This window comes from uncultured Sphingorhabdus sp. (assembly GCF_937872355.1).
Taxonomy (GTDB): domain Bacteria; phylum Pseudomonadota; class Alphaproteobacteria; order Sphingomonadales; family Sphingomonadaceae; genus Sphingorhabdus_B.
The window spans coordinates 1-24,326 of the sequence record NZ_CALMSV010000062.1; the positions used below are offsets into that span (position 1 = coordinate 1).

At 58.0% G+C, this 24,326-nt stretch carries 22 protein-coding genes and 1 tRNA gene; 13 read left to right on the forward strand and 10 right to left on the reverse strand.

What is annotated here, in order from left to right:
- From Q0239_RS03330 to Q0239_RS03345, 4 genes are all read right to left on the reverse strand, one after another.
- The coding region (locus Q0239_RS03330; protein WP_298598358.1) for an RluA family pseudouridine synthase at positions 1-1,091 on the reverse strand (1,091 nt) is incomplete at its 3' end.
- Positions 1,088-1,510, reverse strand: coding sequence for a CrcB family protein (locus Q0239_RS03335; protein WP_298598361.1), 423 nt, complete (start codon positions 1,508-1,510; stop codon positions 1,088-1,090). The genes Q0239_RS03335 and Q0239_RS03330, both read right to left, overlap by 4 nt.
- A gap of 73 nt (positions 1,511-1,583) precedes the next feature.
- Positions 1,584-2,369 (reverse strand): hypothetical protein, encoded by a 786-nt coding sequence (locus tag Q0239_RS03340; RefSeq protein WP_298598364.1) that lies wholly within the window; start codon positions 2,367-2,369, stop codon positions 1,584-1,586.
- A 184-nt stretch (positions 2,370-2,553) separates the two neighbouring features.
- Positions 2,554-2,952, reverse strand: a complete 399-nt coding sequence (locus Q0239_RS03345; protein ID WP_298598367.1) for a hypothetical protein — start codon at positions 2,950-2,952, stop codon at positions 2,554-2,556.
- Here Q0239_RS03345 and Q0239_RS03350 point away from each other — a divergent pair.
- Positions 2,951-3,157: a hypothetical protein gene (locus Q0239_RS03350; protein ID WP_298598370.1), complete on the forward strand. Its 207-nt coding sequence runs from the start codon at positions 2,951-2,953 to the stop codon at positions 3,155-3,157. The two genes, Q0239_RS03345 and Q0239_RS03350, sit on opposite strands and share 2 nt — an antisense overlap.
- A gap of 48 nt (positions 3,158-3,205) precedes the next feature.
- On the opposite strand, the gene Q0239_RS03355 is transcribed toward Q0239_RS03350, so the two are convergent.
- The 3 genes from Q0239_RS03355 to Q0239_RS03365 all read right to left on the reverse strand — a co-directional run bounded on the left by Q0239_RS03355 (position 3,206) and on the right by Q0239_RS03365 (position 7,857).
- Positions 3,206-5,716, reverse strand: coding sequence for a transglycosylase domain-containing protein (locus Q0239_RS03355; RefSeq protein WP_298598373.1), 2,511 nt, complete (start codon positions 5,714-5,716; stop codon positions 3,206-3,208).
- Between the two features lie 64 nt (positions 5,717-5,780).
- Positions 5,781-6,566, reverse strand: a complete 786-nt coding sequence (locus tag Q0239_RS03360; RefSeq protein ID WP_298598376.1) for a TIGR03084 family metal-binding protein — start codon at positions 6,564-6,566, stop codon at positions 5,781-5,783.
- Positions 6,567-6,582: 16 nt separating this feature from the next.
- Positions 6,583-7,857, reverse strand: coding sequence for an acyl-CoA dehydrogenase family protein (locus Q0239_RS03365; RefSeq protein WP_298598379.1), 1,275 nt, complete (start codon positions 7,855-7,857; stop codon positions 6,583-6,585).
- A gap of 193 nt (positions 7,858-8,050) precedes the next feature.
- On the opposite strand from Q0239_RS03365, the gene Q0239_RS03370 reads away from it, so the two are divergent.
- Positions 8,051-8,127, forward strand: a tRNA-Arg gene (locus tag Q0239_RS03370).
- Between the two features lie 279 nt (positions 8,128-8,406).
- Here Q0239_RS03370 and Q0239_RS03375 read toward each other — a convergent pair.
- From Q0239_RS03375 to Q0239_RS03385, 3 genes are read right to left on the reverse strand one after another with little or no spacing between them, the layout of a single operon-like run.
- The gene (locus Q0239_RS03375) at positions 8,407-9,552 is read right to left on the reverse strand and encodes a family 43 glycosylhydrolase (RefSeq protein WP_298598381.1); all 1,146 of its coding nucleotides are present in this window, start codon (positions 9,550-9,552) and stop codon (positions 8,407-8,409) included.
- A 57-nt stretch (positions 9,553-9,609) separates the two neighbouring features.
- Positions 9,610-12,438, reverse strand: coding sequence for a glycosyl hydrolase (locus tag Q0239_RS03380; protein WP_298598383.1), 2,829 nt, complete (start codon positions 12,436-12,438; stop codon positions 9,610-9,612).
- Positions 12,383-13,006, reverse strand: a complete 624-nt coding sequence (locus Q0239_RS03385; protein WP_298598388.1) for a DUF2817 domain-containing protein — start codon at positions 13,004-13,006, stop codon at positions 12,383-12,385. The genes Q0239_RS03380 and Q0239_RS03385 overlap by 56 nt, the downstream gene beginning before the upstream one ends.
- A gap of 310 nt (positions 13,007-13,316) precedes the next feature.
- On the opposite strand from Q0239_RS03385, the gene Q0239_RS03390 reads away from it, so the two are divergent.
- The 11 genes from Q0239_RS03390 to Q0239_RS03440 are packed head-to-tail and all read left to right on the forward strand — an operon-like array spanning position 13,317 to position 24,295.
- Positions 13,317-14,645: a TrbI/VirB10 family protein gene (locus Q0239_RS03390; RefSeq protein ID WP_298598446.1), complete on the forward strand. Its 1,329-nt coding sequence runs from the start codon at positions 13,317-13,319 to the stop codon at positions 14,643-14,645.
- Entirely contained in the window at positions 14,642-15,511 is an 870-nt protein-coding gene (locus Q0239_RS03395; RefSeq protein WP_298598391.1) for a DsbC family protein, read from the forward strand. The genes Q0239_RS03390 and Q0239_RS03395 overlap by 4 nt, the downstream gene beginning before the upstream one ends.
- Before the next feature lie 4 nt (positions 15,512-15,515).
- Positions 15,516-16,226 (forward strand): conjugal transfer protein TraV, encoded by a 711-nt coding sequence (locus tag Q0239_RS03400; protein WP_298598394.1) that lies wholly within the window; start codon positions 15,516-15,518, stop codon positions 16,224-16,226.
- On the forward strand, positions 16,226-18,793 hold the full coding sequence (traC, locus tag Q0239_RS03405; RefSeq protein WP_298598449.1) for a type IV secretion system protein TraC: 2,568 nt from the start codon (positions 16,226-16,228) through the stop codon (positions 18,791-18,793). The genes Q0239_RS03400 and traC overlap by 1 nt, the downstream gene beginning before the upstream one ends.
- Before the next feature lie 5 nt (positions 18,794-18,798).
- The gene (locus Q0239_RS03410; RefSeq protein ID WP_298598397.1) at positions 18,799-19,194 is read left to right on the forward strand and encodes a hypothetical protein; all 396 of its coding nucleotides are present in this window, start codon (positions 18,799-18,801) and stop codon (positions 19,192-19,194) included.
- A gap of 1 nt (position 19,195) precedes the next feature.
- Complete coding sequence (locus Q0239_RS03415) at positions 19,196-19,627, forward strand: TrbI F-type domain-containing protein (RefSeq protein ID WP_298598400.1); 432 nt, start codon at positions 19,196-19,198, stop codon at positions 19,625-19,627.
- Positions 19,614-20,138 (forward strand): S26 family signal peptidase, encoded by a 525-nt coding sequence (locus tag Q0239_RS03420; RefSeq protein WP_298598403.1) that lies wholly within the window; start codon positions 19,614-19,616, stop codon positions 20,136-20,138. Before Q0239_RS03415 ends, Q0239_RS03420 begins: the two co-directional genes overlap by 14 nt.
- Complete coding sequence (gene traW, locus Q0239_RS03425) at positions 20,135-20,767, forward strand: type-F conjugative transfer system protein TraW (protein ID WP_298598405.1); 633 nt, start codon at positions 20,135-20,137, stop codon at positions 20,765-20,767. The genes Q0239_RS03420 and traW overlap by 4 nt, the downstream gene beginning before the upstream one ends.
- Positions 20,764-21,783, forward strand: a complete 1,020-nt coding sequence (traU, locus tag Q0239_RS03430) for a conjugal transfer pilus assembly protein TraU (protein ID WP_298598408.1) — start codon at positions 20,764-20,766, stop codon at positions 21,781-21,783. Before traW ends, traU begins: the two co-directional genes overlap by 4 nt.
- Positions 21,780-22,556 carry a type-F conjugative transfer system pilin assembly protein TrbC gene (gene trbC, locus Q0239_RS03435; protein WP_298598411.1) on the forward strand — a complete coding sequence of 259 codons (777 nt, stop codon included), beginning with the start codon at positions 21,780-21,782 and terminating at the stop codon, positions 22,554-22,556. The genes traU and trbC overlap by 4 nt, the downstream gene beginning before the upstream one ends.
- Positions 22,553-24,295 carry a conjugal transfer protein TraN gene (locus tag Q0239_RS03440; protein WP_298598414.1) on the forward strand — a complete coding sequence of 581 codons (1,743 nt, stop codon included), beginning with the start codon at positions 22,553-22,555 and terminating at the stop codon, positions 24,293-24,295. Before trbC ends, Q0239_RS03440 begins: the two co-directional genes overlap by 4 nt.
- Positions 24,296-24,326: the final 31 nt, after the last annotated feature.

Sequence of the window (24,326 nt, forward strand, 5' to 3'; positions counted from 1 at the left end):
ACCTCACCCCGACTGCGCCGTTCGCCCTTGCGTTCCTTGCGCACGTCCTTGGCTCGCGCGGCGGCGGCGCGTCGCTTGCCCTCAGGCGTTTCGGATTTCTTTGGCTCGTCTAGGACGAGCGCATCGCCCAGTTCGATGTCTAGTCCGAGATCAGCAAAGCTTTCCGCCATATGTGGCGGCAGGTCGGCGCGTACATCGATATGCCCGCCATCGGGATGGTCGATACGGATACGCCGCGCATGCAGATGCATTTTACGGCTGATTGTCCCGGTCAGAAAGGCATCCTTTCCGCCATATTTGCCGTCACCCACAATGGGATGGCCAATCGCAGCCATATGGACGCGCAACTGGTGGGTGCGGCCGGTATAGGGCTGTAATTCGACCCAGCAGCAGCGGTTCCCTGCCCGCTCAACGACGCGATAGCGGGTCCGAGCTGTCTGACCTTCCTTTTCATCAACATGCATTTTCTCGCCGCCCGTGCCGGGCTGTTTGGCGAGGGGCAGATCGATAAAGCCATCGTAAATTTCGGGCACGCCCATCACCAGAGCCCAATACACCTTGCGCGCTGTGCGCGATGAAAAGGCCTTGGAAAAATGCGCGGCAGCACGAGGTGTGCGGGCTAACAGCAAGGCGCCGCTGGTATCCTTGTCGAGCCGGTGGACGAGCTTTGGCCGCCCCTCCAGTTCGAAACAGAGCGCGTCGAGTAGGCCGTCGACATGGCTCTCCGTCTTGGTACCGCCCTGCGTCGCCAGCCCTGCCGGTTTGTTGATCACCAGCGCCGCCTTGTCCTTGTGGATGACAAGGCTCCGCGCGAATGCAGCCATTTCTTCGCTGACTTGCGGACGCACCTTTTTGGGACGTGCATGGGCTACTGGCTCGGCGGGCGGGACGCGAATTCCCTGCCCTGCCTCAATCCTGTCGCCGGGTGCCGCGCGCTTGCCGTCAACCCGAAGTTGCCCCGTACGCGCCCAGCGCGACACAATGTTAAAGCTTGCATCAGGCAAATGCCGTTTGAACCAGCGGTCAAGCCGTATGCCATCATCTTCGGCATCCACGACGAAGCGGCGTATCGATTGACTGTCCTTGCTCATGCGAAAATCGCCCTTCCAAGTGCCAGCCCTGCAAACAACGCCGCTAATGCTATCAAGACTGAAGCCATTGCATAGCCACCGGCCAGCGCCAGTTCGCTGCGCTCAACCATCTGCGCCATTTCAAGGCTGAACGCACTGAAGGTCGTAAAACCACCGAGCAGGCCAACGCCGGCGAACAGCCGGATATTCTCGTCAACCGCGCCGTTCCGGACAATAAAGGCCGCCAGTAAACCCATTAATAGCCCGCCCGCTACATTGGCGATGAAGGTGGGCCAGGGCCACCCGGCTGATGCGCTCGGTATCGTGCGCGCCAAACCATAGCGCGCAGCTGCACCAATGGCACCGCCGGTCATGACAAGAATATAGGCCTGCATCAAACCTGCATTAGCGGCTGAATCTTCCAAGGCTAGCCCCGTCATTCGGGCTATCCCAAAAGAAATTGGGGAGCCGAAGCCCCCCAAGTCGTTTCGGAACGAGAGACCAGATTAAAAATTAGCGGCCGTTATTGGCCACAATATCCACAGCCGTGCCGCCGCTCTTAAGCGCCGTCAGTGTGATAACATAAGCGCCGCCATCATTGTCGCGTACGCCGCCCAGCATATGTTCGCCGTCGCGGATTTCATAATCGGCGGAGAAACCCGAACGTTTAGCGCGGGTATAATAGTAATCGACAACCGATTGGCGGCCTGCCGAAGTTGTAAAGCTAACAACGCGAATATCGCAAATGCCGCCTTCTACGCCAGCCGCCTCTTTCACGCGGCCTTTGGGATATACAGGAAACTCGGTGGGCATACGGTTGGCCCAGCCGGCACCATATTGCAGCTTGGCTTCGCAGGTGCCCTTACCGCGCTTCGCGCCTTGTGCGGCTGCGCGTGCTTCCAATGTTTCGCCGCGATTGGCGGCGCAATCATTGCAATCCTCGGTCCCGACAACTTTGGGCTTGGGAGCGCGCATCAGCTTTGCACCATTCAGTTCCTCAGCCGAAGCCGTCGATCCTTCATAGCCCGCGTCGGATGGCGTCTTGCCGTCAAGCGGGCGGTCGCCGGAACGAACCATGTTGCTATTGGATTTACCCGCGAGATCAGGGTCTACCAAAATCTTGTCCTGCAGGGCGCCGGTCATTGCCGGGTCCGATCCCTTGCCTACAAGCTTTTCATCGAGCGCAGCTACATCATCACCACCTGCTTCGTTGCTCCCGCATGCGGATAGCGAAAGCATCGACGTGCCAATAGCCGCAAGCGCCAAAGCGGATCGAAAATTATTTGCCCTGAATTGCATATATAATGCTCCGGATATGCTGTTGCCGCCAAGGTTGCTCCGCGCGTCGGCGCAAATCCAGCCCGAAAGAGGGTTAACAGCCAGTTCCGATACATTAATCCTGTTGTTTTCACACAACAAGTCCCGCGCTGTGCCAGCGCGAGACATTCCTTCGCCAATGTTTAATCAAATCGGGCTGTTGCAGTTATTTGATCAGCCCGCGGAAAGAAACCGAACCTTCAGCACCCGGCGGGATCGGTGCCGTGAACACCCAGCGAACATGGGTAACATCTTCTGCCGTCGCCGGACGAAGCGTAGCGGCGGAGCCCTCTGAAGCTTTGGCCGCCACTTTCAGATCGGCAAGCTTGCCCCAATTTGCCCCACCGTCCACTGATACTTCTGCCCAATCTTCTGCAACGGAAACAAATTGTACCGGGCCAGGCATAGGATTGGTCGCGCGAAAACCCGTTGCCGGCTCCGCGCCTTTGTTGACGTAACGCAGCGTGAAAATGACCCGGTCACCCGGCACAACGATAACATCCTTGGGCTGCTTGAGCGTCTGGCTTTCCTTGCCATTGGCATCAACTTCGGTGCGTTCGATCATGGCCTCGCTGGTCAGGACAACCGAATTTGCAAAAGCCATTGCAGGAACGGATCCGGCGAAGGACGGCGTGGCCGACAAAGCGGTGCTGCCGGCAAAAGCCAGCGCCAGCATTTTCATAAATCCCAATTTGATGCTCATTACTTCCATTCCCAAATCAGGGTGCGGCCCCATTTTCATACAGGATTTATTGAAGAAAAATGCTTAACGACTGGTAAACCGGAAGCCCAAATCATGGCGTTTTCGAAGATCGAATCTAGTAGATTCCGCCTTCTTTTGTCATGAATTCCTGGTCGCGCTGCGCGCTGCTTTGTGCGCTGCCCGGACCACTATCAGCGCCCTGATCTGCTTTGGCCTCGGTCTTCTTCTTGGGTTTATCGCCGCGCTTTTCCAGTTCATCCTGACGGATCGACCGTTTGGGTTCTGTTTCAGCAGCAAAGGCCTCCCAGATTACCGCACCCTTGGGATCATCATCTGGCCAAGCGCCATAAACACGCTTCCCGGTCTTACGATCGATACGCACCAAACGCACGCCGTTGGGCGCGGTGAAAGGCAATTTGGGCAAGCCGACATAGGCCTGCCGCGCGAACTGCTTGAATATTGGTGCGGCAATCGAGCCACCCTGCGCATAACCGCCCATATTCCGCGGTTGATCAAAGCCCAGATAAACGCCCGCGACCAGATTGGGGGACCCGCCGACGAACCACACATTGGTCGGGCCATTGGTAGTCCCTGTCTTGCCGAACAGCGGTCGGTCCAGATCGCGCAGGATAGTAGCCGTTCCGCGTTGCACGACACCTTCCAGCATATGGACAACCTGATAGGCTGTTACCGGATCAATAACCTGTTTGCCGCCCGGTTTGAAGCGCGGCATGGGCTTTCCATCCCAGTCCTTCATGTTGCAGCCTGCGCAGGCCTTCCAGTCTTTCGGCCAAATCACCTTGCCAGTGCGTGACTGCACGAAATCGATCACCGTAGGCTTCAGTTCGCGTCCATGATTGACGAGCATTGAATAGGCGTTGGTCATCTTCAACACGGTCGTATCACCAGCACCCAACGCATAAGAAAGATAAGGTGGATAATCGCCGATACTTGCCGCTTTGAATGTGTTGACGACATTTTCCATGCCAGCATCATTGGCGGCACGCACCGTCATCAGGTTGCGCGACTGTTCAAGCCCCCAGCGCATGGTCTGAGGCCCGGCCCCACCGCCGCTGAAATTACGGAAGCACTTTTGACCGAGCGATGCCCCCTGCCAGACGCAATAGGGCCCGTCGACTATTATAGACGCAGGCGTCATTCCGCTTTCCAACGCCGTCGCATAGACGAATGGCTTGATCGTGGACCCGGGCTGCCGCTGAGCCTGCGTTGCCCGGTTAAAGCTCGAAATGCGCGAGTCGAAACCGCCCTGCATGGCCAATATGCGCCCATTGACCGGATTTTGCACAACCATGCCGCCGCCAACTTCAGGAACGGTCCGCAATTGGTAATTACGTCCGCCCGATGGAGCTACAGCTATGATATCGCCGGCTTTCAGAGCGGCTGGGGCAACGTTCAGGACACCGGTATCACCATCGGCAAATCCGATCTCCGCTCCGCCGGCGCGTTTGCGTATGGCGACTGCGATGCGCCAGTTGCTGTAACCGATGCCAATGTTCGAACTGGCCAACCGCGATTGCCATTTGCCGTCGTCCATCGGGATGGTCGAAATCGGCTTGGACCAGCCGCGCCCTCCATGATAGCGCAACAGGCCGTCGCGCAGCGCCTTGGACGTCAGTTCCTGATATTCAGGGTTCATCGACGAACGCACCCACAGTCCGCCCGCATAAACGCTGTAAGGGCCTTTTTCTGCGGTTTCACCAAATTGCCCGATCAACGGGCGGCGGGCTTCTGCGGCAAAATACCCGCCATCATTTTTGTATTGCTGTCCCTGTCTGGGGATCAATCCCAGCGGCATGGCCTTGGCAGCCTCCGCACGCTCGCGAGTTACCCAACCATTCGAAACCATTTCGCCAAGGATCCAGTTGCGGCGGCCGATCGCGGCCTGCTCATGTTCAGCACGACTATAGCGCTCTGGTGCTTTGGGCAGGGCTGCGAGGAACGCCATTTCATGCAGCTCAAGCGCATCGACGCTCTTACCAAAATAAGCCTGTGCAGCCGCCTCCACGCCAAATGCCTGCCGACCAAGCGCAATCTCGTTCATGTAAAGCGAGAGGATCTGCTGCTTGTTGAGCGCGTTCTCAATCCTATAGGCGAGGATCGCCTCCTTGATCTTGCGGGTATAGCTATATTCGTTGGTCAGCAGCAGATTCTTCGCCACCTGCTGGGTGATGGTCGATGCACCCCGTGATCGGCCGCTGCTCGTCAGGTTGTCGAATACCGCAACCGCAATACCGATATAGTCGATCCCACCATGGCTGAAGAAATTCTTGTCCTCCGCCGACAGATAGGCACGGATTAGCATCGGCGGGAAATCGGCATAATCGAGCTGAACGCGCCGTTCGCGGGCATAGCTGTGGAATGGCTCGCCATCGACGTCGCGCACCACGGTTGGCAGTGGCGACTGATATTCAACAAGCGCCTCGGCGTCCGGCAGACTACGAAGCAACACAGCCCATAAGAGGATATAACCGACCAGCAAGCCGCCCAAGGCATAGCTACCCCAGCGGAACCATTTTCTTTCCCAATAGACTTGCAGCTTTTCCCATAGGCCACCGGCGCTTCGGGAAAGCTTGTAACGAATATTGGTTGGCGCGTTGTCGTCCATCGTTCGCTTCTCTAGCGAATTCGCGCCAAGGGTCCAGAACCTTGTCGACAGAACGCAATCGAATTTACGCCCGGTGGCGCGCTCCGGTCGGTGGCGGATCTTGTGGCGGCCCAGCAAAGCATTGCGCTATCGCCATCCAGCGGGTTGCGATGGGGCCGAGCACCGACAGCGAGGTATCGCCGATATTGCGGCATTGGGTGACGACCTGGCAGAATTCGCTGGCACTCCCTTCGATCAAATCATCGCTTTCACCATATTCCCAAATTGCACCCGAAGGCGCGTTCAGCCGCAACCGCGGCATAGGCCCGGGCGGCTCTTCCTTGCGGTTCTTGAAGGTCCAGCCATAGGTGTTAACGCCCAGCCGCACGATGTTGCCGATCCGGTCGGCATCGACACGCTCTACGCCCAGCGCATCATATACCGCCTGCGCATGCGCCCAGCTTTCCATCAAACGCGCAGTGATCGAGCTGATCACGCTCATTTCCGGGCCAACCCAAGGTACCCGAGCCTTGGGATCGGCGTCGGAAAAACGCGGTGTCATCGCGCGAACCTGAGCAATCCAGGCATCGCGCAAGGCGGTGCCGGAAAGGCCGTCAAGATAGACTTTCTCGAAATCGGGAAGCCTTCCTCCGCGAATCCCTGCTGCCATCTGGCCCAGAAAGGCGCGGAAAGCCTCCGCGTCGCTCAGTGCCAGATCAGCAGCGATATTCCAGACATGCAAATGGCGCAGGACTTCATCGATGGTCCAACCCTTGAACAAGGTCGGCTTCGCATAGTCCTCGTCGGAAAGCGGCGAGAGCAAGGTGTAAATCGCCTCGCTCTCGTCCTGAAAATCCTGTGCCTGCTGCATCAGCCCCCTTACCCCACTAACCCTTGCTCATGAAGCCAAACAAATGGCCGGCAACCTTGCGCATCTGGATTTCCTCCGCTCCTTCGGTGATGCGATAGCGGCGGTGGTGGCGATAGATATGTTCAAACGGCTTGTGCCGTGAATAGCCGACGCCACCATGCACCTGCATCGCCCGGTCAGCGGCATCGCACACCAACCGATTAGCTCGGTAGTTGCACATCGAAATGACATCCGACAGCCGCTTCGCCACTTCGGGCTTAGGCATTGTGTCCATCTGGGCGCTGGTTGCGTAGATCAGTTGACGAAGCATGGCCGCTTCGGTGTGCAACTCGACCAACGGAAACTGGATCGCCTGGTTGACCGCGAGTGGCTTGCCAAAGGGCTTACGCTCGCGTGCATACTTCACCGCTTCGTTAATGCAATATTGTGCAGCACCCAGCGAACTCGCGGCCTGGCGGATGCGGTTCTCGTGAACGAAATGCTGTGCCAAAGCGAGCCCATAGTCGAGATCACCCAGCACCATATATTCCGGAATCCAGACATCCTTGAGCGCGACCTTCGGGTGGTCAGTCGGCATGTTGAACGTCCAGAGATATTCACCAACCTCAAAACCCGGCGTGTCGGCGGGCACAAGGAAACAACCGATACCCTTGGCATCGCCATCATTGCCGCTGTGGCGGGCAAAGACCATGCAGTGCGAATGATGGTGCGCGCCCGTGGTCCACATCTTGTTGCCATTGATCAGCCAGCCATCGACGCCATCGCGCTTTTCGCGGACCGCGCGGGTATCCATCCAGGTCGCGTCCGAACCATGATGTTCTTCGGTCAGGCCAAAGGTGCAACGCATGCGCCCCTCAAGCATTGCGGGGATATATTCGGCCTTTTGTTCGGGTGTACCGAAATCGCGAACCATCAGTGGTTGGACAAGGTTGCCGACAATCGAGCTTTCATTCTGCAGATCGTTGTGCAGACCCAGCCCCTTTTGCGCCAGATGCTCACGGATGCAGGCCATGGCCAGATGGCTACCGTTTTTGCCACCATATTCGATAGGCAGGTTGAAACGATAATGCCCAGCCTTGTCGGCGCGGCGGCGCATCTCGACCAGCAATTGCTCCCACTCCTTGCGCGGCAGCCCGTCATTGTCCCAGTCGGTGCGCGCCCATTCGCGGCGGTGGTCAAAGAAGCGGTTATTATCGTCCTGATTCTGCAGCGGAACAATCTCGCGCTCGATGAAATCATCCAGCTCGGCTAGATAATCGGTAATTTCCTTGGGGATTTCGAACAATGTCATGACAGCCTCTCCACTTGCTTTGGATGAAAGTTGACAGGGCTGGGCGGTGAGTCAAGCGCAATTTAATCGCGCGATTAAATTTTTCACGTTTTGATTTGCCGCAATGACAAGGCGGGCGGCGAACGCAACGCCGTTTATACAAAAAAAGGGGGGCGACTGCGCGATGCTCCTGCTAACCGCGCGGTTCGATAAAGCACCCATAGCTCAGCTGGATAGAGCGCTGCCCTCCGAAGGCAGAGGTCAGAGGTTCGAATCCTCTTGGGTGCGCCATTTTTTCAATGACTTAGCTACCCCCAGTATACAGCGTACGGAATAAGTACGGAAAACCTGGTCACGACAGTCTAATCTCTTCCGTCAAACCAAAATCCGACTCTTAATCAGCAGGTCGTGGGTTCGCCCCCCTCAGCGCCTACCATTTTTCTTATATTGACCAGTAAGTTCTGGCGCTCCTTTCTACCCGTTATCTGATGGGATTTTCGCTAGGTAGCTTTCTAGGTAGCTTTCGATTTTTGTCGTTGTTGCTTGCACTAAATGCCAAACTGCATCGCCTTAAGCATCTTCGAATTCATCAAGTGACCAACTGTCACGCCACTCAATCCACGGCCGATCACCATCCCATTTGACGGGAAGCCAGACGTGAGTGGCGCGGGATGTATCTATGTTGAGGCGACCCCACTTCTTGAGAATGGCGGTGTCTTCTGCATCCCGATTCTTTTTGATGAAATGATTCTCGAACGCCTTACGGACTTTGCGCGAGAGAGTGCCATCGGCGAACTCCGGATCGTCAATAGTACCGAACCATCGGTCAGCAATCGCTATGTAGAGATCCTTTTTGAAGGGCACTTTGAACACGGAGCTGATCTGCGAGTTAAAAGAAGTTTCACTGCTGTCGCCTCGGTCCAGTGGACCTAAATCCTGCCAAGGTCCATGAAAAGTCTGCGCGACGCCAACCTTCGAAGGATTTGGAAAATAACCGGTTGTACCGCTACTTGCCATGTAGTGCTTCTCGCCCCGACGGAAATAGGCCAAGCCCTCTCGCGTATGCGGCGGTCCAGGATAAGGCCAATGGGTCGAGTAGAATCCAGTAAGTCCAGTATAGCTGTCATCTAGGTCCGCGACGATCATTTCGCTATGAACGCGCTCGAACGCCATATAGGACTTGCCATCATCAGGACTGGTGAAGAGATCAAAATCGCCAGCCCCCATTCCTAGAGGCAACACATTCGAAGCCACAATCTGATATGGTCCGGTAATCTTGTCAGCGGTCAGGATCGTGCGGGTCTGGAACTGCTCCGATAGATACTTAATCCAGCAGACGAACTTCCCGGTCTTCTTGTTGAAGAGGATGTGCGGTCGATCAGCGAACTGATACGGATGAAGCGATGATTTCGGGTCGTCGATGACCGGCGGAATGAACGTGCCAAGATCATCCCAGTTATAAAGATCGACTGACGAATACATGCGCATCCCCCAGTGCCAAACGCGATCCTTGCCTGTCGTGCGTTCCTTGTTTTCGCCATACCAATAAAACCTATTACCGACCTTGATGATAGAGCTTCCCCTCACCTGGATGGGCTGCCCATTGGTATCCAGCCAGGGTTGGCCAGGTTTGAAGGCATTGACCTTTGCCGGTGCGCTACGGGCATGGGCCGAACCGATCCTGGCAGCAAGGCTTAGGGAAAGGCCTGCAAGCAAAGTTTCGCGTCGATTGGGCATCTTCGATCTTCCTATCTGGTCAATCTGGAGAACTGTTCAGCGACCTTGGGCATTGGTCGGCTGGGCAGACTTTGCGAGCAGCCTCACCGCGCCCAGCAGCCCGGATGGTTGCACGGGCGCATCCGGCCGATAGGTCGGAACTGTCGTGAAACTGACGCGTACTGTGTCGGGTTGAGCGTCACCAATCAAACGATTGACCCAACGGTTCGTAACACGGATTTCCAACCGGTGTTTCCCTGGAGCAAGATCAGCCGGCAGCTCGATCTGCCATGGCGCACACCAGACAGTCCCGACAACACGCCCGTCAATGCGAACCTCCGCTAGATCTCCGACTTCACCCAGATCGAGCCAAAGCCGCTCGCCACTCTGCTTCGCAGGGATCGAGATCGTTCGAAAGTAGCTTCCCGTTCCGGAGAAGTAGCGACCTGCCTCGACTTGCGTCCAGCTTCCGACTGAGGTTTCGAAAGGCGCCTGATTGCCGAGCTGAAGCTGCCAACCGTCGGTGAACTCAGCAATGGTTCGCTGCCTAGCATCGGGCGCGGTTCGTCCAGTTTCCTTGGAACCAGTTCTGAAGACGATAAATGTGGACTGTCCCGGCAAAAGCTCGATCGGCGCCAAGGTAGTACCGCCGTCCTGGCGCCAGGTCATGGCTGAAACCTTGCCCGTAACAGCATCCCAGCGTTCGGGTATGCGGCCGCTTGTCCCAAATCGCGCAATAAAATTCTGATTGATGCGGGAACGATTCGTGAGGAAATAGATTTCAGCATCGTCTGTGCGGCGATGCTTGAAAAGAATGTGATCTGATCCTTCAGCCAGGAAATCAGGCGACTGGCTGAGATTAGACATGGCTTCTTCTGCAGTAGCCCCAGCAACAATGGCACCACTCGACCACAACCGCGCAGCCAGTCGCTCCACTTCTACAGGATCATCAGCCAAGCTGGGGCTGCGCTCCGGACGAATGCCACCAATTCGCGCTCCAGCGTCCGCCAGCTCATTGAGCTTTTTCAAGACCGGAACCGTCATGCGACTGGACTGGCCGCCCAGCCAGAGCAGCGCATAGCTTTGGCCACTGGATGTAACTATGCGATTATCTCGCACCGAGATACGGTTTAGAATTACATCGGCATTGGCAAAATCCCAGTCATGGCTCACCGGTACATCCTGGGGCATTCCTTTGTTATAAAGGGCAGTAAGCGGCGCTTCTTCACCATAGGCGTAGAGCACGCCGGCCACGTTTCGCCCTTGCTGCAACAGGTAGGAAGTCCGGGAGAGATACTTGACCCAGGGACCGGCCTGTTCAGCCCATGTATCCAACCGATTGAAATGTTGACCGAAAATAGCCAGCGAAAGCCCTGGGGCCTTCTCTGTAACGGGTTGATGGACGCTCGTGTGAATCACAGGGAGGTTCATTCCCAGCGCAAAGCCCAAGTCGATCATTGGCCTAAGATGCTTGGGCGCGAAAGCCCACGGCGCCCAAGCTGATGTCAGCGCTTCAGTCGCAACAAAGTTTTGGCCGTAGATATGCGCAACCGATGCCGCACCGCGAATATCGGCCCGGTAGACTGGCCGAACATCTTCGTCCTCATTCCATGTCCACAGGGCTGCCATTGGAACATCAGCATGCGATCGCATGGCCATATCATCGCCCAGCGATGGTCGACCGAACTCCAAAGCTTCGGCATAGCTTCGCAGATTGCGCTCCCGTACCGCTCGGGCGATCACCCCATAGTGGTTCTCGGCAATGAGGTCCGCCAAAGTTCGTCTGAAATCATAGAGAAAAGCATCACTACGGACCATATCATCCACAACGACGCCCGTGAGCGCAGGCAACCATGGAACTGGATCGTATCCGCGCCGCCGCTTGAATTCATCTATCAGCTTTGGAGTCCAGTTCGCCGGTCCGACCTCGATCGAGTCATTCAAGAACGCCCTGATGCCATTCTTGCCAATCCGCTCTTGCCCCACAGCCTTGTCATAGCTTGCAAGGTACTGATCGATGTAGCGCTGTACTGCTGCCGCATCGTATTTATCAACTTCGAGACCGGTGCCTTCGACCGTCGCAGGGTGATTTTCCTTACCGGTCAAAGACCAGCCAAGACGCAGCACCTGCCATCGTCCGGGCGGCGGCGTCCAATCCAGGGTTCCATCCGGACGCAAGTGGCTGGTCAAGTTGATCACCTTGGCGGGATCCACCCCTCGGACAGCATTGTTGTGGCTGTCGAGAGCGAAGTAATCGAAAGCAGCCTCGAAGCCAGCCTTCTCTTCCCAACGATGAACTTGATCCCGTCCGGACAAAACGATTTCGTCAATACGCAAACGATCCATCGGTTTGGCACCGAGGCTCCCGACGCTGACCGCGATGGCCCCCGGGACGGGCTTGAAGCTCAACCCTGCAGGTGGTTGCTGCTCGATTACAATTCTTGCCGCGTGGGCCCGGACGGCTGGAAAGGCGACGGAATACTGGGGTGTTACGCCGGCTGGAAAGTCGGCAACCTTTCTGAACTGCCCATCGACGGATGCAACTTCCAATCGCGCACGGAAGCGAGGCGCCGTGAACAGCGTAGCGCCACTGTCGAATGCCAGTGTGGCTGATCGCAATTCGGTGGGGGCGTCGAGCTGATAATCGATGACAACTGGCGCCTTGTTTCCTGGGATTGGTAGCTCAAGTCCCTGATCCCCCGCAGCCAGATCAACCAGTTGACCCGCACGGCGCGCGGTAATCGCTGGATCTGCAGGTGCCGGAAATGCAAGAACCGCGACAGTACCGCCAGCCTGCGGCGCCGGTCCATCCCGAACCGCAGCGATCGGATCAACCTGCTTTGGTCGGTCCTGGAAGGGACCAGTGGTCGCGGGCAACCACCGCATCCATCAAAAGTCCTTGGTAGCTTGCAAACGCCGTGTGAGTAGATTCCTTGTTAGAAAATACATCCGAGCCCCACACCGCCTCAGTCAACATTCGAGATCTAGTGCCAGGCTTGTCGAAGTTTATGTGAAATGGGCGTCCATAGGCTCCGATACCAGTATGAATGTCTAGAAAATGAACATCCGCTAAAGGGCCGATGGCCTCGTGAAGCATTTTACGAAATACTCTATTGGACCACTGGGGCTCTCGACCGCCAAAAAATATTCCGTCGTCGTGCGCGTATTGCCCGCCGTTAAATGCGTCGGAAAAGGCTTTCTCCCCATGACGATGCCTGAAGGCATCCATAGAGTCGAATGCAGTTTCAAAGGCAGCATCACTCCACTCATCGAGCATCAACGATGGATGAAGTTCATGATAGCCGTGATTATCTGGGATTCGGTCGAAAGCAATGAAGTTGCGGTTCAAATCGACATTGTTCTCATTTACGCGCTGCTGATGCGCAAATGCGAGCGGGCAGTTTACCGCTTTCCAGCTTGACGGTCTCCAGGTCGCGAATTCTCCCGATTTCACAGCTACAGTCTTTGCGAGCTACCGAATCGATCTTGGCGACAAGGGTTCGCTGACGCCGATGGTGTCCACCTACTTCAACAGTGGTTACCGGACGTCGGACGATCCTCTTCTCTTCGGTGTGCAGGACAATTTCCACAAGACTGACCTCAGCCTGACCTGGATGTCCAGCGACGAGAAGGTCAGCGTACGTGGCTGGATTCGCAACATCGAGGATGAGGCAACGCTGACGCGTGGCACGCGGTTCTCCGTCCCTTGCCCCCAATGCCAGCACGACCGCCTATGTCGTTGGCACCAACCCGGAAGGCCAGCCATGAACGAGCAAAATGAAAGCAAGGCTGCACCTGAGCGCGCAGTGCCTGTCAAAGCCGATCTTGCGACCCTCAATGCACGCACAGCCAAGCGCCAGCAGATGCTGCTTGCAGGCATCGCGGCTGTCCTCCTTGCTGGCACCAGCTGGTATATGTTTGGATCCGCTGAGGATCCCGCAACGACCGCAGATGGCGGCGCGCAGACAATCGATACGACCGGCCTAGTCAACCGCAATCTCTCGCAACGTGAATTTGTTGCGACTTATGGCAACCGCCTCGATGCGATTGCCCGCGAGCAAAAGGCTTTGAAAGAAGCCGGGATGCCCCGCGGGGATATCGATGCGCAGCTGGCAGCGCTTAGGTCAGAGAACCAGGCGATGCGCGTCGACGGGCAGGCAGCGATCGATGCGGTATCGGCTGAAAACGCCCAGCTCAAAGGCCAGCTGGCTGCAACAGCGGCTGCGCCGCCGCCACCGCCTGTCCCGGCTTATGGCCCACAGGCAGGCGGCTATGATGCCCGGCGGCAGGGTGGCGCGCTTTCAGGTCCAACAGGCTCGGGATCCGATGCAAGCATCGCGGGGCTTTCACCTGCCGAGGTCAAGCTGGTGAGCTTCGGCACGGACAAGGGCGCAGGCGGACTAAAATCTGCGAGGCCCGATGTACCCGCACTGCTGATCGAGGACTCCCCCGATTATCTTCCGCCCAACAGCTATGCCCCCGCCAAGGTGATTGTCGGGGTCGATGCGTCGGCAGGCGTTGCCAGCCAAACCGACCCGCTTCCTGTTGTGTTGCGGATTACTGGCCCTGCCCGTTCAGTCATGCACAATGGCCGTTTGCTGACAACGCGGCTGACCGGCTGCGTGGTCAATGGTGCAGCGCGCGGCGATCTCTCTTCGGAGAAGGTCTATGTGAAGCTCGCCAAGATGACCTGCGATCAACCGGGCGGCGGCGTTGCTGTCTCCGAGGTCAAAGGCTTTATCAGCTTTGCCGGTAAATCGGGCGTGCGGGGACGTGTGGTGAGCCGCGAAGGCAGCCTTGTGACCCAGGCGCTGCTGGCAGGGATTGTCGGCGGTTTCGGGCGCGGATTTTCAGCCAACGCCAACAGCATCTTTTCAGGGGTTACGACCAATGCCGATGGCAGCCGCTCCAAACTCTCAGGCAGCGACATATTGGGTGGCGGTCTGGGCCAGGGTGCGGGCGATGCTGCCGATACGGTAAGCAAATATCTGATCGAACGCGCCGAGCAATATCAGCCAGTTGTCGAAATGCCGACGGGTATCGAGGTCGATATCGTCTTTCTCGATGGCGTCTATGTGAGGAATTCCAAATGAACATTACCGAGCCCAAACCGCAAAGGACCGGTCTCAAGATTGCGGGCTATGCACTTGCTTTGGTTGCCCTATCATCCGCCACCGGCTGGGCCGCTGCCAGTCTTGCTGGCCAAGCCAAGCAGAGCCCCGACGTCGTCAAGGTGCGCGCTGCGCTCAAGCTGCGGCTTCCCAAAACGCCGATCGATGCGATTGACTGCAGGGGCCTTGCAGGGCTGTGCGAGGTCGCTTCGAAAACGACGCTCTTTTACACCGATCAAAAGGCCAAATATCTGGTCATCGGCCGCATCTATGACATGGAAGCGCGTCAGGATCTGACTGCAGCCCGCCTACTCGCTCTAAATCCCGATATGCTGGCGGCAGGGGCTGCCCGGGCAGAGCCAGATAAGGAACAAAAGGGGTCCGAACGCCCCAGCGCCGCCAAAAATGTATCGCTTGCGGGGCTCGATCCGACAGGCGCAATTTTTTGGGGTCCGTCGTCGGGGCCGAAAGCGATCATCTTTTCCGATTTTGCATGCAACTATTGCAAGCGGCTGACGGGGGAACTCCAGGCCATTGGCGCCCGCGTCGAAGAACGGCCGATTTCGATTTTCGGTAAAGAGAGCCGCAAACTCGCCGAGAAAGTGCTGTGCGCCATCAATCCGGAAGACGCGTTGCACAAAGCCTATGCCGGCGCGTCTTTTGTAGGTTCGGTGCCATGCGACACCAATGGGCTCGATGCCAATGAAGCCTTTGCCAGGAAATATGGCTTTGGCGGCACGCCGGTGATCGTCCGGCCAAAAGATGGCGCGGTGCTCGAAGGCTATCGGCCTGCAGCTGAACTCAAGGCCTTCCTGACCCAGGCCATTCCGGCATCCACGAAAGGCTGATCGCATGCGCTTCCCGTATTTCTCTTTGCTCGTCCTCCCGCTGCTTGGCGGATGCGCCACCTTTGGCAGCAATATTGCCGGCGACTTTGCCTGCCGTGCCGGCTCCAAGGCGAGCGCGACCGAATGCCCACCCGCGCGGGTGATCGATGCCAAGGCCATAGCCGACCTTTCAGACGATGAGACTTTCGTCCCCAAAGCCGTGCGCAAGACGGCCCTGCCGGGCGATACCAGGCGCACGGACGAGCGCATCCTGCGCGTGGTGATCCCTGCGCATGTCGATGAGGAAGGCCTGTTGCACGAAGAAGCGGTGGTCTGGATTGTCGCAGAGCCGCCCGAATGGGCCGCGCGTTTGCGCCGCCCTGAGCGCAGCGGCAACAAGAGCGCGCTTCATACCGTCGCACGCCATGTGCTGGACGCGCAAGCTCAGCCAGATGCTGGCGCGCTGCCCTCAGCAACGAACAGCCCGGATCATACTCGCACTTCCGAAATCGCGTCACCCTTTGATGACGATCCCTTTTTCCACTTGGCCTCGCCGCTGGCTCTCCCCTCCACGGCGCGCGAGGCAGTTGCCGGTGCCACCCCGCCGGCAGTCGAGGGGTTCGACATGGCCTCCCCCTCCCATGTTCGGACCCCTCGATCCCCTGAACCAGCGCCGCTCGTCTATCCCGACGCCGATGCAATCGATGCAGCCAAGGCCAAGAAGGAGCCTCAATGATGGGCGCCACCTTACGCCAATTGAAGGACCGTATGCTTGAAGGTCTGCTCGGCGATGCGCAAAGTCCTGAAGCACCGCACGGCGCGCTGTTGCTCGACATGTTGTCGGATTGGTTGCCTTACCGCGCCTTTGATCCGGCTTCGCGCATCTATTATAACAGCGGGTCCAAGGGCTTCATCCTCGGCGTGACCCCGCTCATCGGAGCCGACGAGCGTACCGGCGAGATATTGGGGCAGTTTTTTTCAGAAGGCCTGCCGGCAGGCTCCTGCCTCCAGATATTGCATCATGCTTCGCCCCGGATCAGCCGCATCGTCGCGCCCTGGTTTGCGCCGCGCTACAAACAGGGCGGCGTCTATGAAGCGATCGCGCGGCACCGTGCCGAACGGCTCTATGATCTGGTCTGGAATTCAGGCTGCGACGATGCACCATTCCACACAAGGCATCACCAATTGTTCCTGTCATTGGGGGTGCCCTCGTCGAGCAAGATAACGATCGAGGAGCTGACCCAGACACGCGACGGCATGATGGCGATGCTGCGTTCGCTCGATCTTGGGGTCACCGAAATCGCGCCTGCTCAGCTCATCGCCTTGATCGATGACCTGACCTCGCCGACCACAGCCCCGCAGGATGATGCGTTGAGCTACAATCCGCATGACCCGATAGCGGACCAGGCGGTGCGCGGGGATATCGAACTCCAAATCTTCGAAGATCGCATGTTGCTCAAAACCGAGCGTTTTCGCGCAACCGGACGGGTGTCGAAGGGCGTTCCCGAGATTGGCACTGTCTACCCCGATATGTTCGACGTGCGCCATTATGGCGTGCGCAATATGCCATCGCGCTGGGCGCCGTGGGAATGCGCACGGCTGATCGGCGATCTGTTCACCGACAAGCTGCGCTTCCCCTGCCCTGCCGCTACCATGCTCTGCCTCGTCTATCCGGACCAGGAAGCAGCGGCCGCCAAGGCCGGGTTCAAATTCATGCGCACGACAAGCCTTGCCGGCACAAAAAGCGCACGTTTCTTGCCCAAGATCGCCGAGCAGTCGGCTGAATGGAGTCATGTACAGGCAGAATTGCAGGAGGGTCGCAAGCTAGTCCGCGTTTTCTACGGCGTCACGGCCTTCTCACCCTTGGGCGATGCCGACCGCAACGAACGCGCGATCAAGTCGATCTACAAGGCGGCAGGCTGGGACCTCATCGACGAACGTTTTCTGCAAATCCAGGGGCTGATTGCAGCGATGCCGCTGACGCTCGCCGACGGGCTCGGCAAAGACATGGAAAGGCTGAGGCGGATGAAGACTTTGCTTTCAACGACCGCTGCCAATATCGCGCCGATGCAGGGCGAATATCTGGGCGGCCCGCTCCCGCATCTGATGTTCGTCGGCCGTCGGGGCCAGCCCTTTTTCTGGTCGCCCTTCGAAAATGAGGCTGGCAATCACAATGTCGCGATATGCGGCAAATCGGGCTCGGGGAAATCGGTCCTGCTCCAGGAAATGTGCGCGGCGCTGCGGGGCTCGGGCGCGCAGGTCGTTGTCATCGATGATGGTCGCAGCTTCGAGCATTCGGTCAAATTGCAAGGCGGACGCTTTGTCGAATTCACGCTCGCCGCAGGTTTTTGCCTCAACCCCTTCTCAATGATCGATCAGGCCCGCGCGCAGGACGATGAGGATTACCGCCTCGACTGTTTTGCGATGGTCAAGGCGATCATCGGCCAGATGGCGCGGCATAGTGTCCCGTTATCCGACGCCGAGCGCGGCTTTATCGATGCGGCGATGATGAAGGTCTGGGACGCGCATGGCAGTCAGGGCTCGATCGACGCCATTGCCGGCGCGCTCGTTGCAACCGCCAATCCGATTGCAGAAAATCTAGCAGTCTCGATCGCGCCCTATATGTCGGGCGGGAGCTATGGCGCCTTTTTTGCCGGGCAAGCAAGCCTCGATCTCACCCATGATTTTACCGTGTTCGAGATGTCTGATCTCGCAACGCGCGAGGATCTAAGGAGCGTCGTCCTTTCAGCCATCATGTTCATGACCAGCCAGGCGATGACGCGCACGCCGCGTTCGACGCGTAAATTGCTATTAATCGATGAAGCCTGGAGCATGCTCAAGGGCGGCTCGATGGGCGATTTTGTCGAGACCTATGCCCGCACCTGCCGCAAATATGGCGGCGCGCTCGCGACCGCAACCCAGTCGCTCAATGACTATTACAAGTCTGACGGGGCAACAGCGGCGCTCGAGAATAGCGACTGGATGCTCATCCTCCAGCAAAAGCCCGAGACTATCGCCGATTTCAAGCGCGCCGCACGGCTCGACATGGACGACAAGACCGAAACGCTGATCCGCAGCCTCAAGCGTTCAGGAAGTGCCTATTCCGAAGTCTTCATCAAGGGTCCGGAAACCGAAGCCATTGGGCGTCTTGTGCTCGACCAATATTCGGCAACCTTGTTTTCAAGTTCGCCTGCAACCTTTGCCGCCATCGATGGCGAGCTAGCCCGCGGCCATGCGCTTGCCGATGCGATCGAGCGCATCGCCTTTCCCGACCATTTTTCCAACACCCCCGAAAGGATCTGATTTCCATGTCATTGACCTTGATTACTCCTATCGACCGAGCGCAGGACGCGGCGGCGAAACACCCCAGAATTCCTAAAAGCCATCGCAAGGCGATGCGGTTGCTCGCCGATGGCTGCTATATTTTCATCAAGGGCTGTGCCTTCACCGCGACCAACTTCATGATCATGCTCGGCCTGCCGCTGCTCTTCTTCCTCGCGATCTCGGGCGGCGATCTCACCAATTTCTTCATGATGCTCGAGCTTTTGGCCTCGCGTTTCCTCGATGCCGACAGCGCACGCCAAATGGCTTTTGTCGGCGACATCCAGACCGCATTGATTGTGACCCTCACACTCATTGCGGTTCTGCGCACCCCCAAATTTGTCGCGGATGTGGCGAACGCACTCGCGCCCAAGGAACAATGAAATGGAGAACATATCAGCAACATTAGAACCGACCCCACTGGAGCGCCGGTTCGCAGGATACAGGCTCGTTACCCTCGCCAATTTCGCAGGCATTGCGATTGCGGGTCTCTGGGCGAGCTGGGCCACCACCGAACTCATCGGGCTTGGCAAGCGCGAGATTGTCACGGTCGAGCTTGCCGGGATGATGGGGAGCTTCGTCGAAGCCGAAGCCCGGAGCGGCAATCCGCCTGAAGTCATGAAGGCACGCGTCGAAGCCTATCTGAAGGCGGTCGAAATGTCAGTCGATAGGCTCGCAAAGGAAGGCCGTACCGTTCTCGTCGCCGAAGCGGTGGTCGCAGGCAGCGCGCCTGATCTAACGGCTAACGTGCGCGCCGATGTCGAACGCCGTCTGGCTTCGCCTGCACCGAAGGACAGCAGCCATGGCAAACGTTGACAACAAGCCGCGTCCCCGCACGCGCAATAGGCTGTTGCTTTGGGCGGCATTGGGCGGCGCTGCGCTCACCTTGAGCAATCTTGCAGCCTTTGGCCGCGACCATGCGCTTATGATCAATGCCTCGCCCAGCCTTCCCTATTGGGCGATCTGGCTCGACCGGAGCGCAACGCCGGTGCGCGGCGACATCATCCTGTTCGATCCGCCACCTTCGGCACTGCTGAAAGCGCATTTTGGCACCAAACCCCAGGCCTTCGGCAAGGAGGTATTGGGTGTTGGCGGCGATGTCGTCACCGAGTCGGCGCGCAATTTCTTCGTCAATGGCCGCTTTGTCGCGCGCGCCAAGACCCATAGCCGCAAAGGCGAGAAATTGGCGCTTGGGCCTACGGGTAAAATCCCGCACGGCTGCTATTTTGTCGCCACCACCCACAAGGACGGCTTTGATAGCCGCTACGGTGCGATCGGCTGGATCTGCCGGAACCGCGTCCTCGGCACCGGGAGGGCGATATTGTGAGATATGTGATTTTGCCCCTAGCCGCGCTTTTATGCGCGCCCGTGGCGGCCCGAGACTATGGCCAGCAGGGTACGGTCTATCCGGTCATCGAGGCAGATTTGCTGCAGGCGATCCGCACCAGGCTGGGGCAACTCGAAGCAAGCGGCGAAACCGCGCGGCTCAACCAGGAGCTGAAGCGCCGGACAATCGCTCGGGTCAACCGGCCAGAGCCGGTTGCCGGCATCGGCCTTGCCGAAAAAATGCGGGTGTGGCGCTTCGATCCCACCATCGCCATCGATCGCGATATCGTTGACGACAAGAAGCGCGTGATCATGGCGGCGGGTACGCGCGTCAATCCTTTGGATACGATCCCGCTGCGTATGCCCCTCCTGTTCCTCAATGGCGACAACCCTGCCGAAATCGCCTGGGCAATCGCGCGCTTCAAACCCAATGCGGCAAAGCTGATATTGGTGCGCGGTGCGCCACTGGAGCTCATGCGCCAGCGACAACGCCGCTTCTTTTTCGACCAGGGCGGTAAGCTCGTCGCGCATTTCGGGATCAGGGCGACCCCTGCAACGGTCGAGCAGGACGGACGTGCGCTGCGGGTCACCGAATGGCCCCTCCCCACAACCAAGAGTCCGTCGTCATGACCCGCTGGTTCAAAAAGCTGGGCCTTGCTCTTCTGGCATCGAGCCTTCTCGCTCTGTCGGCGACGCCCGTTTCGGCCGATGCAGGACCAGGCCGTTGTACGGGTAAATTTGTCAACCCGATCACCGACATCTGCTGGTCGTGCCTGTTCCCGATTTCGGTGGGCGCATTGAAGATATGGCCATCAAACCGTCCAGATCCCGACAATCCCGATCTTCCTGTCTGTCTGTGCGGCATAAGACCCGGGATCGCGATGGGTTTCTGGGAACCGGTGCGGCTCGCTGATGTGTCGATGAAGCCCTGGTGCTTTGTCAATCTGGGCGGGATGAAGCTCGATCCCGGTTTCGACATTGGCTTCAAGACGATGGCCGGGCCATCGGCCGTCGGCGGTGCGACCCAATATAACTCGCAATGGCATATCCATTGGTACGCCTATCCGCTCATTTACTGGATGGAGCTTGTCGCAGATTTCCTGTGCCTCGAAACAGGTTCGATCGATATCCTCTATATCACCGAGATCGATCCGCTCTGGCAGGACAGCGAACTCACTGCGATCATCAATCCCGAGGCGGTATTGTTCGCCAATCCGCTCGCGCTTGCCGCCTGTGCTGCCGATTGTGTGCGCGCAACCACATCGCTTCCGGTCGATGAACTTTTCTGGTGCGCGGGTTGCCAGGGCAGCATGTATCCCTTGAACGGCAATGTCTCGGCGACGATCGGCCATGTCCAGGGATCGCGGCTCGCTCTGTCACGCTTTGCCTATAAGCTCCACCGCGAGCTGGTGTCCTGGGGAACGATGGGTTCGAAGGGCTTGTGCGGCAAATATCTGATGCCGGTGATGCGCAAGCAGCAATACCGCTTCCAGCCCACCAACCCCAATCCCTTGACCAAAGGCCGCTATGCCTGCGCGCCCATCGGCGCCTCCACCACCTTCATGTCAGCTGGACAGGTCACACCCGCCATCGGCGAGGATATGGGCTATCTGGTCTGGCGCAAACGCAATTGTTGTGCCCTATGAAAATTCTCTCCCGACATTCCGCGCTTCCGCTCGCAGCTACGCTTGTATTGGCCGTGTCCGCCTTTGCCGGGCTTGCGGCACAAACGGCCGACCAGGACATCGATCTTGAAGCGATCCGCGCGCGGGCCCGAGAACAATCAGCGGATGCACAAAATCTTGCCACAACCGCCCGACAGCGTGCGCAGGACATGGCGGCCGACGCGCAGCAAAGCACACAAGCAGGCAAGGCCAACGGTGCCACTTATGCCAAGGCCGTGCGCGCTGCATCTGCTGAGCCCAGCAAAGCAGCCTTTGATTTTGACACACTGGTGGCAGACACAGCTACATTCGATGACGCGCGATTGGGTGAAGCACCGCGTTTCATTGCCTTTGCTTCGCTCTCAATGCCAACGACAGCCCTTGCCAAGATGATCGCCGATGTTCCCCGTGCCGGCGGCGTGGTGGTGTTTCGCGGCTTCCCGCAAGGCAGCGCCAAGCTCTTCACCCAAAGCATCGGCAAGGCACTGGCGGGCAAAACCGCATCGCAAGCCGTGGGTATCGACCCCCGCTTGTTCAGCGCTTTTTCGATTGAAAGCGTGCCGGCCTATGTCGTTACCGCAAGCGATTTTGACCTCTGCGATGGCTTTGATTGCCGCACGAGCGTCCCGCCGCACGACCGGATGAGCGGCAATGTGACGACCGAATATGCGCTCCAGCGCTTTGCCGACGGCGGCGGCCCGGGCGCGCAAATCGCCCGGCTCCATCTCGACCGGCTGAAAGGCGATACGCCATGAAAACGCATAACCGCATATTTTGCGCGCAGCTGTTCTGCGCCGCTCTGATGGCAGCGCTTCCGGTCCCGGCTTTCGCACAGGGACAAACCGCTGCTGCCAAAGCTGAAGGCAAGGCCTTTGGACGCGAAAAAGCAAAGGCAGCGCAGGATGCGGCGACAACTACGCCAAACCCGCAGCGCTTGCCCAATTTTGAAGCTTATCCCTCGCAAACAGTCATGTACGATAATCCCGATGCCATAACGCCAAGCGCAGCGGCGCAAGCGGATGCCCACGAAGGCTATCGGAACATGCGGTCGTCGCAAGTGACCCGCGCACGTTTTGCGCCTGTGGATCTTGATGCGACGATCGCGCGTGCCCAAGCGATCAATGACGATCCCTTGAACTATACCAGCGGGATGTCGGTGACCGGCACGCAAGGACGCTGCGTTCCCTTGCCCGGTTCTACGGCAAGCAATGGCCGCTATATGGCGACCTGCAACACGGGCTACACCGCAACGCAGGTAACGAAAAGCTGCAAGATTCCGCTCGAAGTTTCCGTTACTCCCACCACCGCCTACACCTATTGGTGCAGCGCTGCGGGTACCGACCGCTTTAACCGTGTCGATGATTGTGCGCTGTTCGAAAACCGGCAGTGCATCGAAACCGGAACACGCCCCGGCGTCTGTCTTGTATGGGAAATAGGTCCGCTGCGCGAGCGCTACTGCATCGAGCCTGGCGAACCGGTCAGCATATTGAGCTGTCCGTCTCAAGTGACTGGCGCAACGCTACGCGCTACAACCACGCAGAATGCTGTGACGGCAGTACGCAACGAGAACCAATGCTTGGGCTTAGCATCGGACAGCAACTGCACGCAGAGCGCAGAAACCTGCACCGACAGCGATCCCGTGACGCGGATCGTCAATGGTGTCTCGGTCACCCAGCCATGTTGGGCATGGGAGCGCCGCTACACTTGTTCGGAGTTCGCACAAGCACAGGACTGCGAGACGATCGAGGCCACAGCCGGGTGCACTCTGGTGCGCGAGGATTGCCTAACGGACGAGCCCTGCCGCACCTGGGAAAGGGTCTATGACTGCCCGCTTCCCGATGCGCCGCAAACCTCAAACCAGTTCATCTGCGATGCCGATGTCTATTGTATCGATGGAAGCTGCGAGACCATTGAGCGCGAAGCCAATGACGAATTCAAGGATGCCGTTGTTGCCTTGGAAGCAATGGCGCAGGCCAATCGCGAATTTGATCCCGATACGCTGACCTTGTTCAAGGGCGAACGCGGCACCTGCTCGTCCAAAGTCTTTGGCGTCCTCAATTGCTGCAAGGGCAAAGGTTTCCCGCTCATCCCCGGCATCAGCCTGCTGGTCGCGTTGGGCTGCAATGCGCAGGAACTGCTGCTCCACGAGCGCGATGCCAAGGGCCTTTGCGCCTATGTCGGTAGCTATTGCTCGGACTCTTTCCTTGGCGTCTGCCTCACCAAGAAGAAGGTCTATTGCTGCTTTGAATCGAAGCTGTCGCGGATCCTGCAGGAACAGGGCCGCATCCAGCTGGGCAAGCCCTGGGGCAAACCAAAGACCGAAAGCTGCGCTGGTTTTACCATCGATGAATTCTCCCGGCTTGATCTCAGCCAGATGGATTTCTCCGAAGTCTATGCCGAGTTCATGGAAGCAGCCCGCCTGCCCGACGAGCTCCAGACCGCAAACGCCATCCAGCAGAAAATCGAGGACTATTATGCAAATTCAAGTCGTTAAAAAGCATAGCTTCCAAGCCCTCCTCGCTTTG

Coding starts and splice junctions, on each gene's coding strand:
- Q0239_RS03335 (WP_298598361.1), bottom strand. CDS start 1,510: ATGACGGGGCTAGCCTTGGAAGATTCAGCCGCTAATGCAGGTTTGATG.
- Q0239_RS03340 (WP_298598364.1), bottom strand. CDS start 2,369: ATGCAATTCAGGGCAAATAATTTTCGATCCGCTTTGGCGCTTGCGGCT.
- Q0239_RS03350 (WP_298598370.1), top strand. CDS start 2,951: ATGGCCTCGCTGGTCAGGACAACCGAATTTGCAAAAGCCATTGCAGGA.
- Q0239_RS03345 (WP_298598367.1), bottom strand. CDS start 2,952: ATGATCGAACGCACCGAAGTTGATGCCAATGGCAAGGAAAGCCAGACG.
- Q0239_RS03355 (WP_298598373.1), bottom strand. CDS start 5,716: ATGGACGACAACGCGCCAACCAATATTCGTTACAAGCTTTCCCGAAGC.
- Q0239_RS03360 (WP_298598376.1), bottom strand. CDS start 6,566: ATGCAGCAGGCACAGGATTTTCAGGACGAGAGCGAGGCGATTTACACC.
- Q0239_RS03365 (WP_298598379.1), bottom strand. CDS start 7,857: ATGACATTGTTCGAAATCCCCAAGGAAATTACCGATTATCTAGCCGAG.
- Q0239_RS03380 (WP_298598383.1), bottom strand. CDS start 12,438: ATGCGGTGGTTGCCCGCGACCACTGGTCCCTTCCAGGACCGACCAAAG.
- Q0239_RS03390 (WP_298598446.1), top strand. CDS start 13,317: ATGAACGAGCAAAATGAAAGCAAGGCTGCACCTGAGCGCGCAGTGCCT.
- Q0239_RS03395 (WP_298598391.1), top strand. CDS start 14,642: ATGAACATTACCGAGCCCAAACCGCAAAGGACCGGTCTCAAGATTGCG.
- Q0239_RS03400 (WP_298598394.1), top strand. CDS start 15,516: ATGCGCTTCCCGTATTTCTCTTTGCTCGTCCTCCCGCTGCTTGGCGGA.
- traC (WP_298598449.1), top strand. CDS start 16,226: ATGGGCGCCACCTTACGCCAATTGAAGGACCGTATGCTTGAAGGTCTG.
- Q0239_RS03410 (WP_298598397.1), top strand. CDS start 18,799: ATGTCATTGACCTTGATTACTCCTATCGACCGAGCGCAGGACGCGGCG.
- Q0239_RS03415 (WP_298598400.1), top strand. CDS start 19,196: ATGGAGAACATATCAGCAACATTAGAACCGACCCCACTGGAGCGCCGG.
- Q0239_RS03420 (WP_298598403.1), top strand. CDS start 19,614: ATGGCAAACGTTGACAACAAGCCGCGTCCCCGCACGCGCAATAGGCTG.
- traU (WP_298598408.1), top strand. CDS start 20,764: ATGACCCGCTGGTTCAAAAAGCTGGGCCTTGCTCTTCTGGCATCGAGC.
- trbC (WP_298598411.1), top strand. CDS start 21,780: ATGAAAATTCTCTCCCGACATTCCGCGCTTCCGCTCGCAGCTACGCTT.
- Q0239_RS03440 (WP_298598414.1), top strand. CDS start 22,553: ATGAAAACGCATAACCGCATATTTTGCGCGCAGCTGTTCTGCGCCGCT.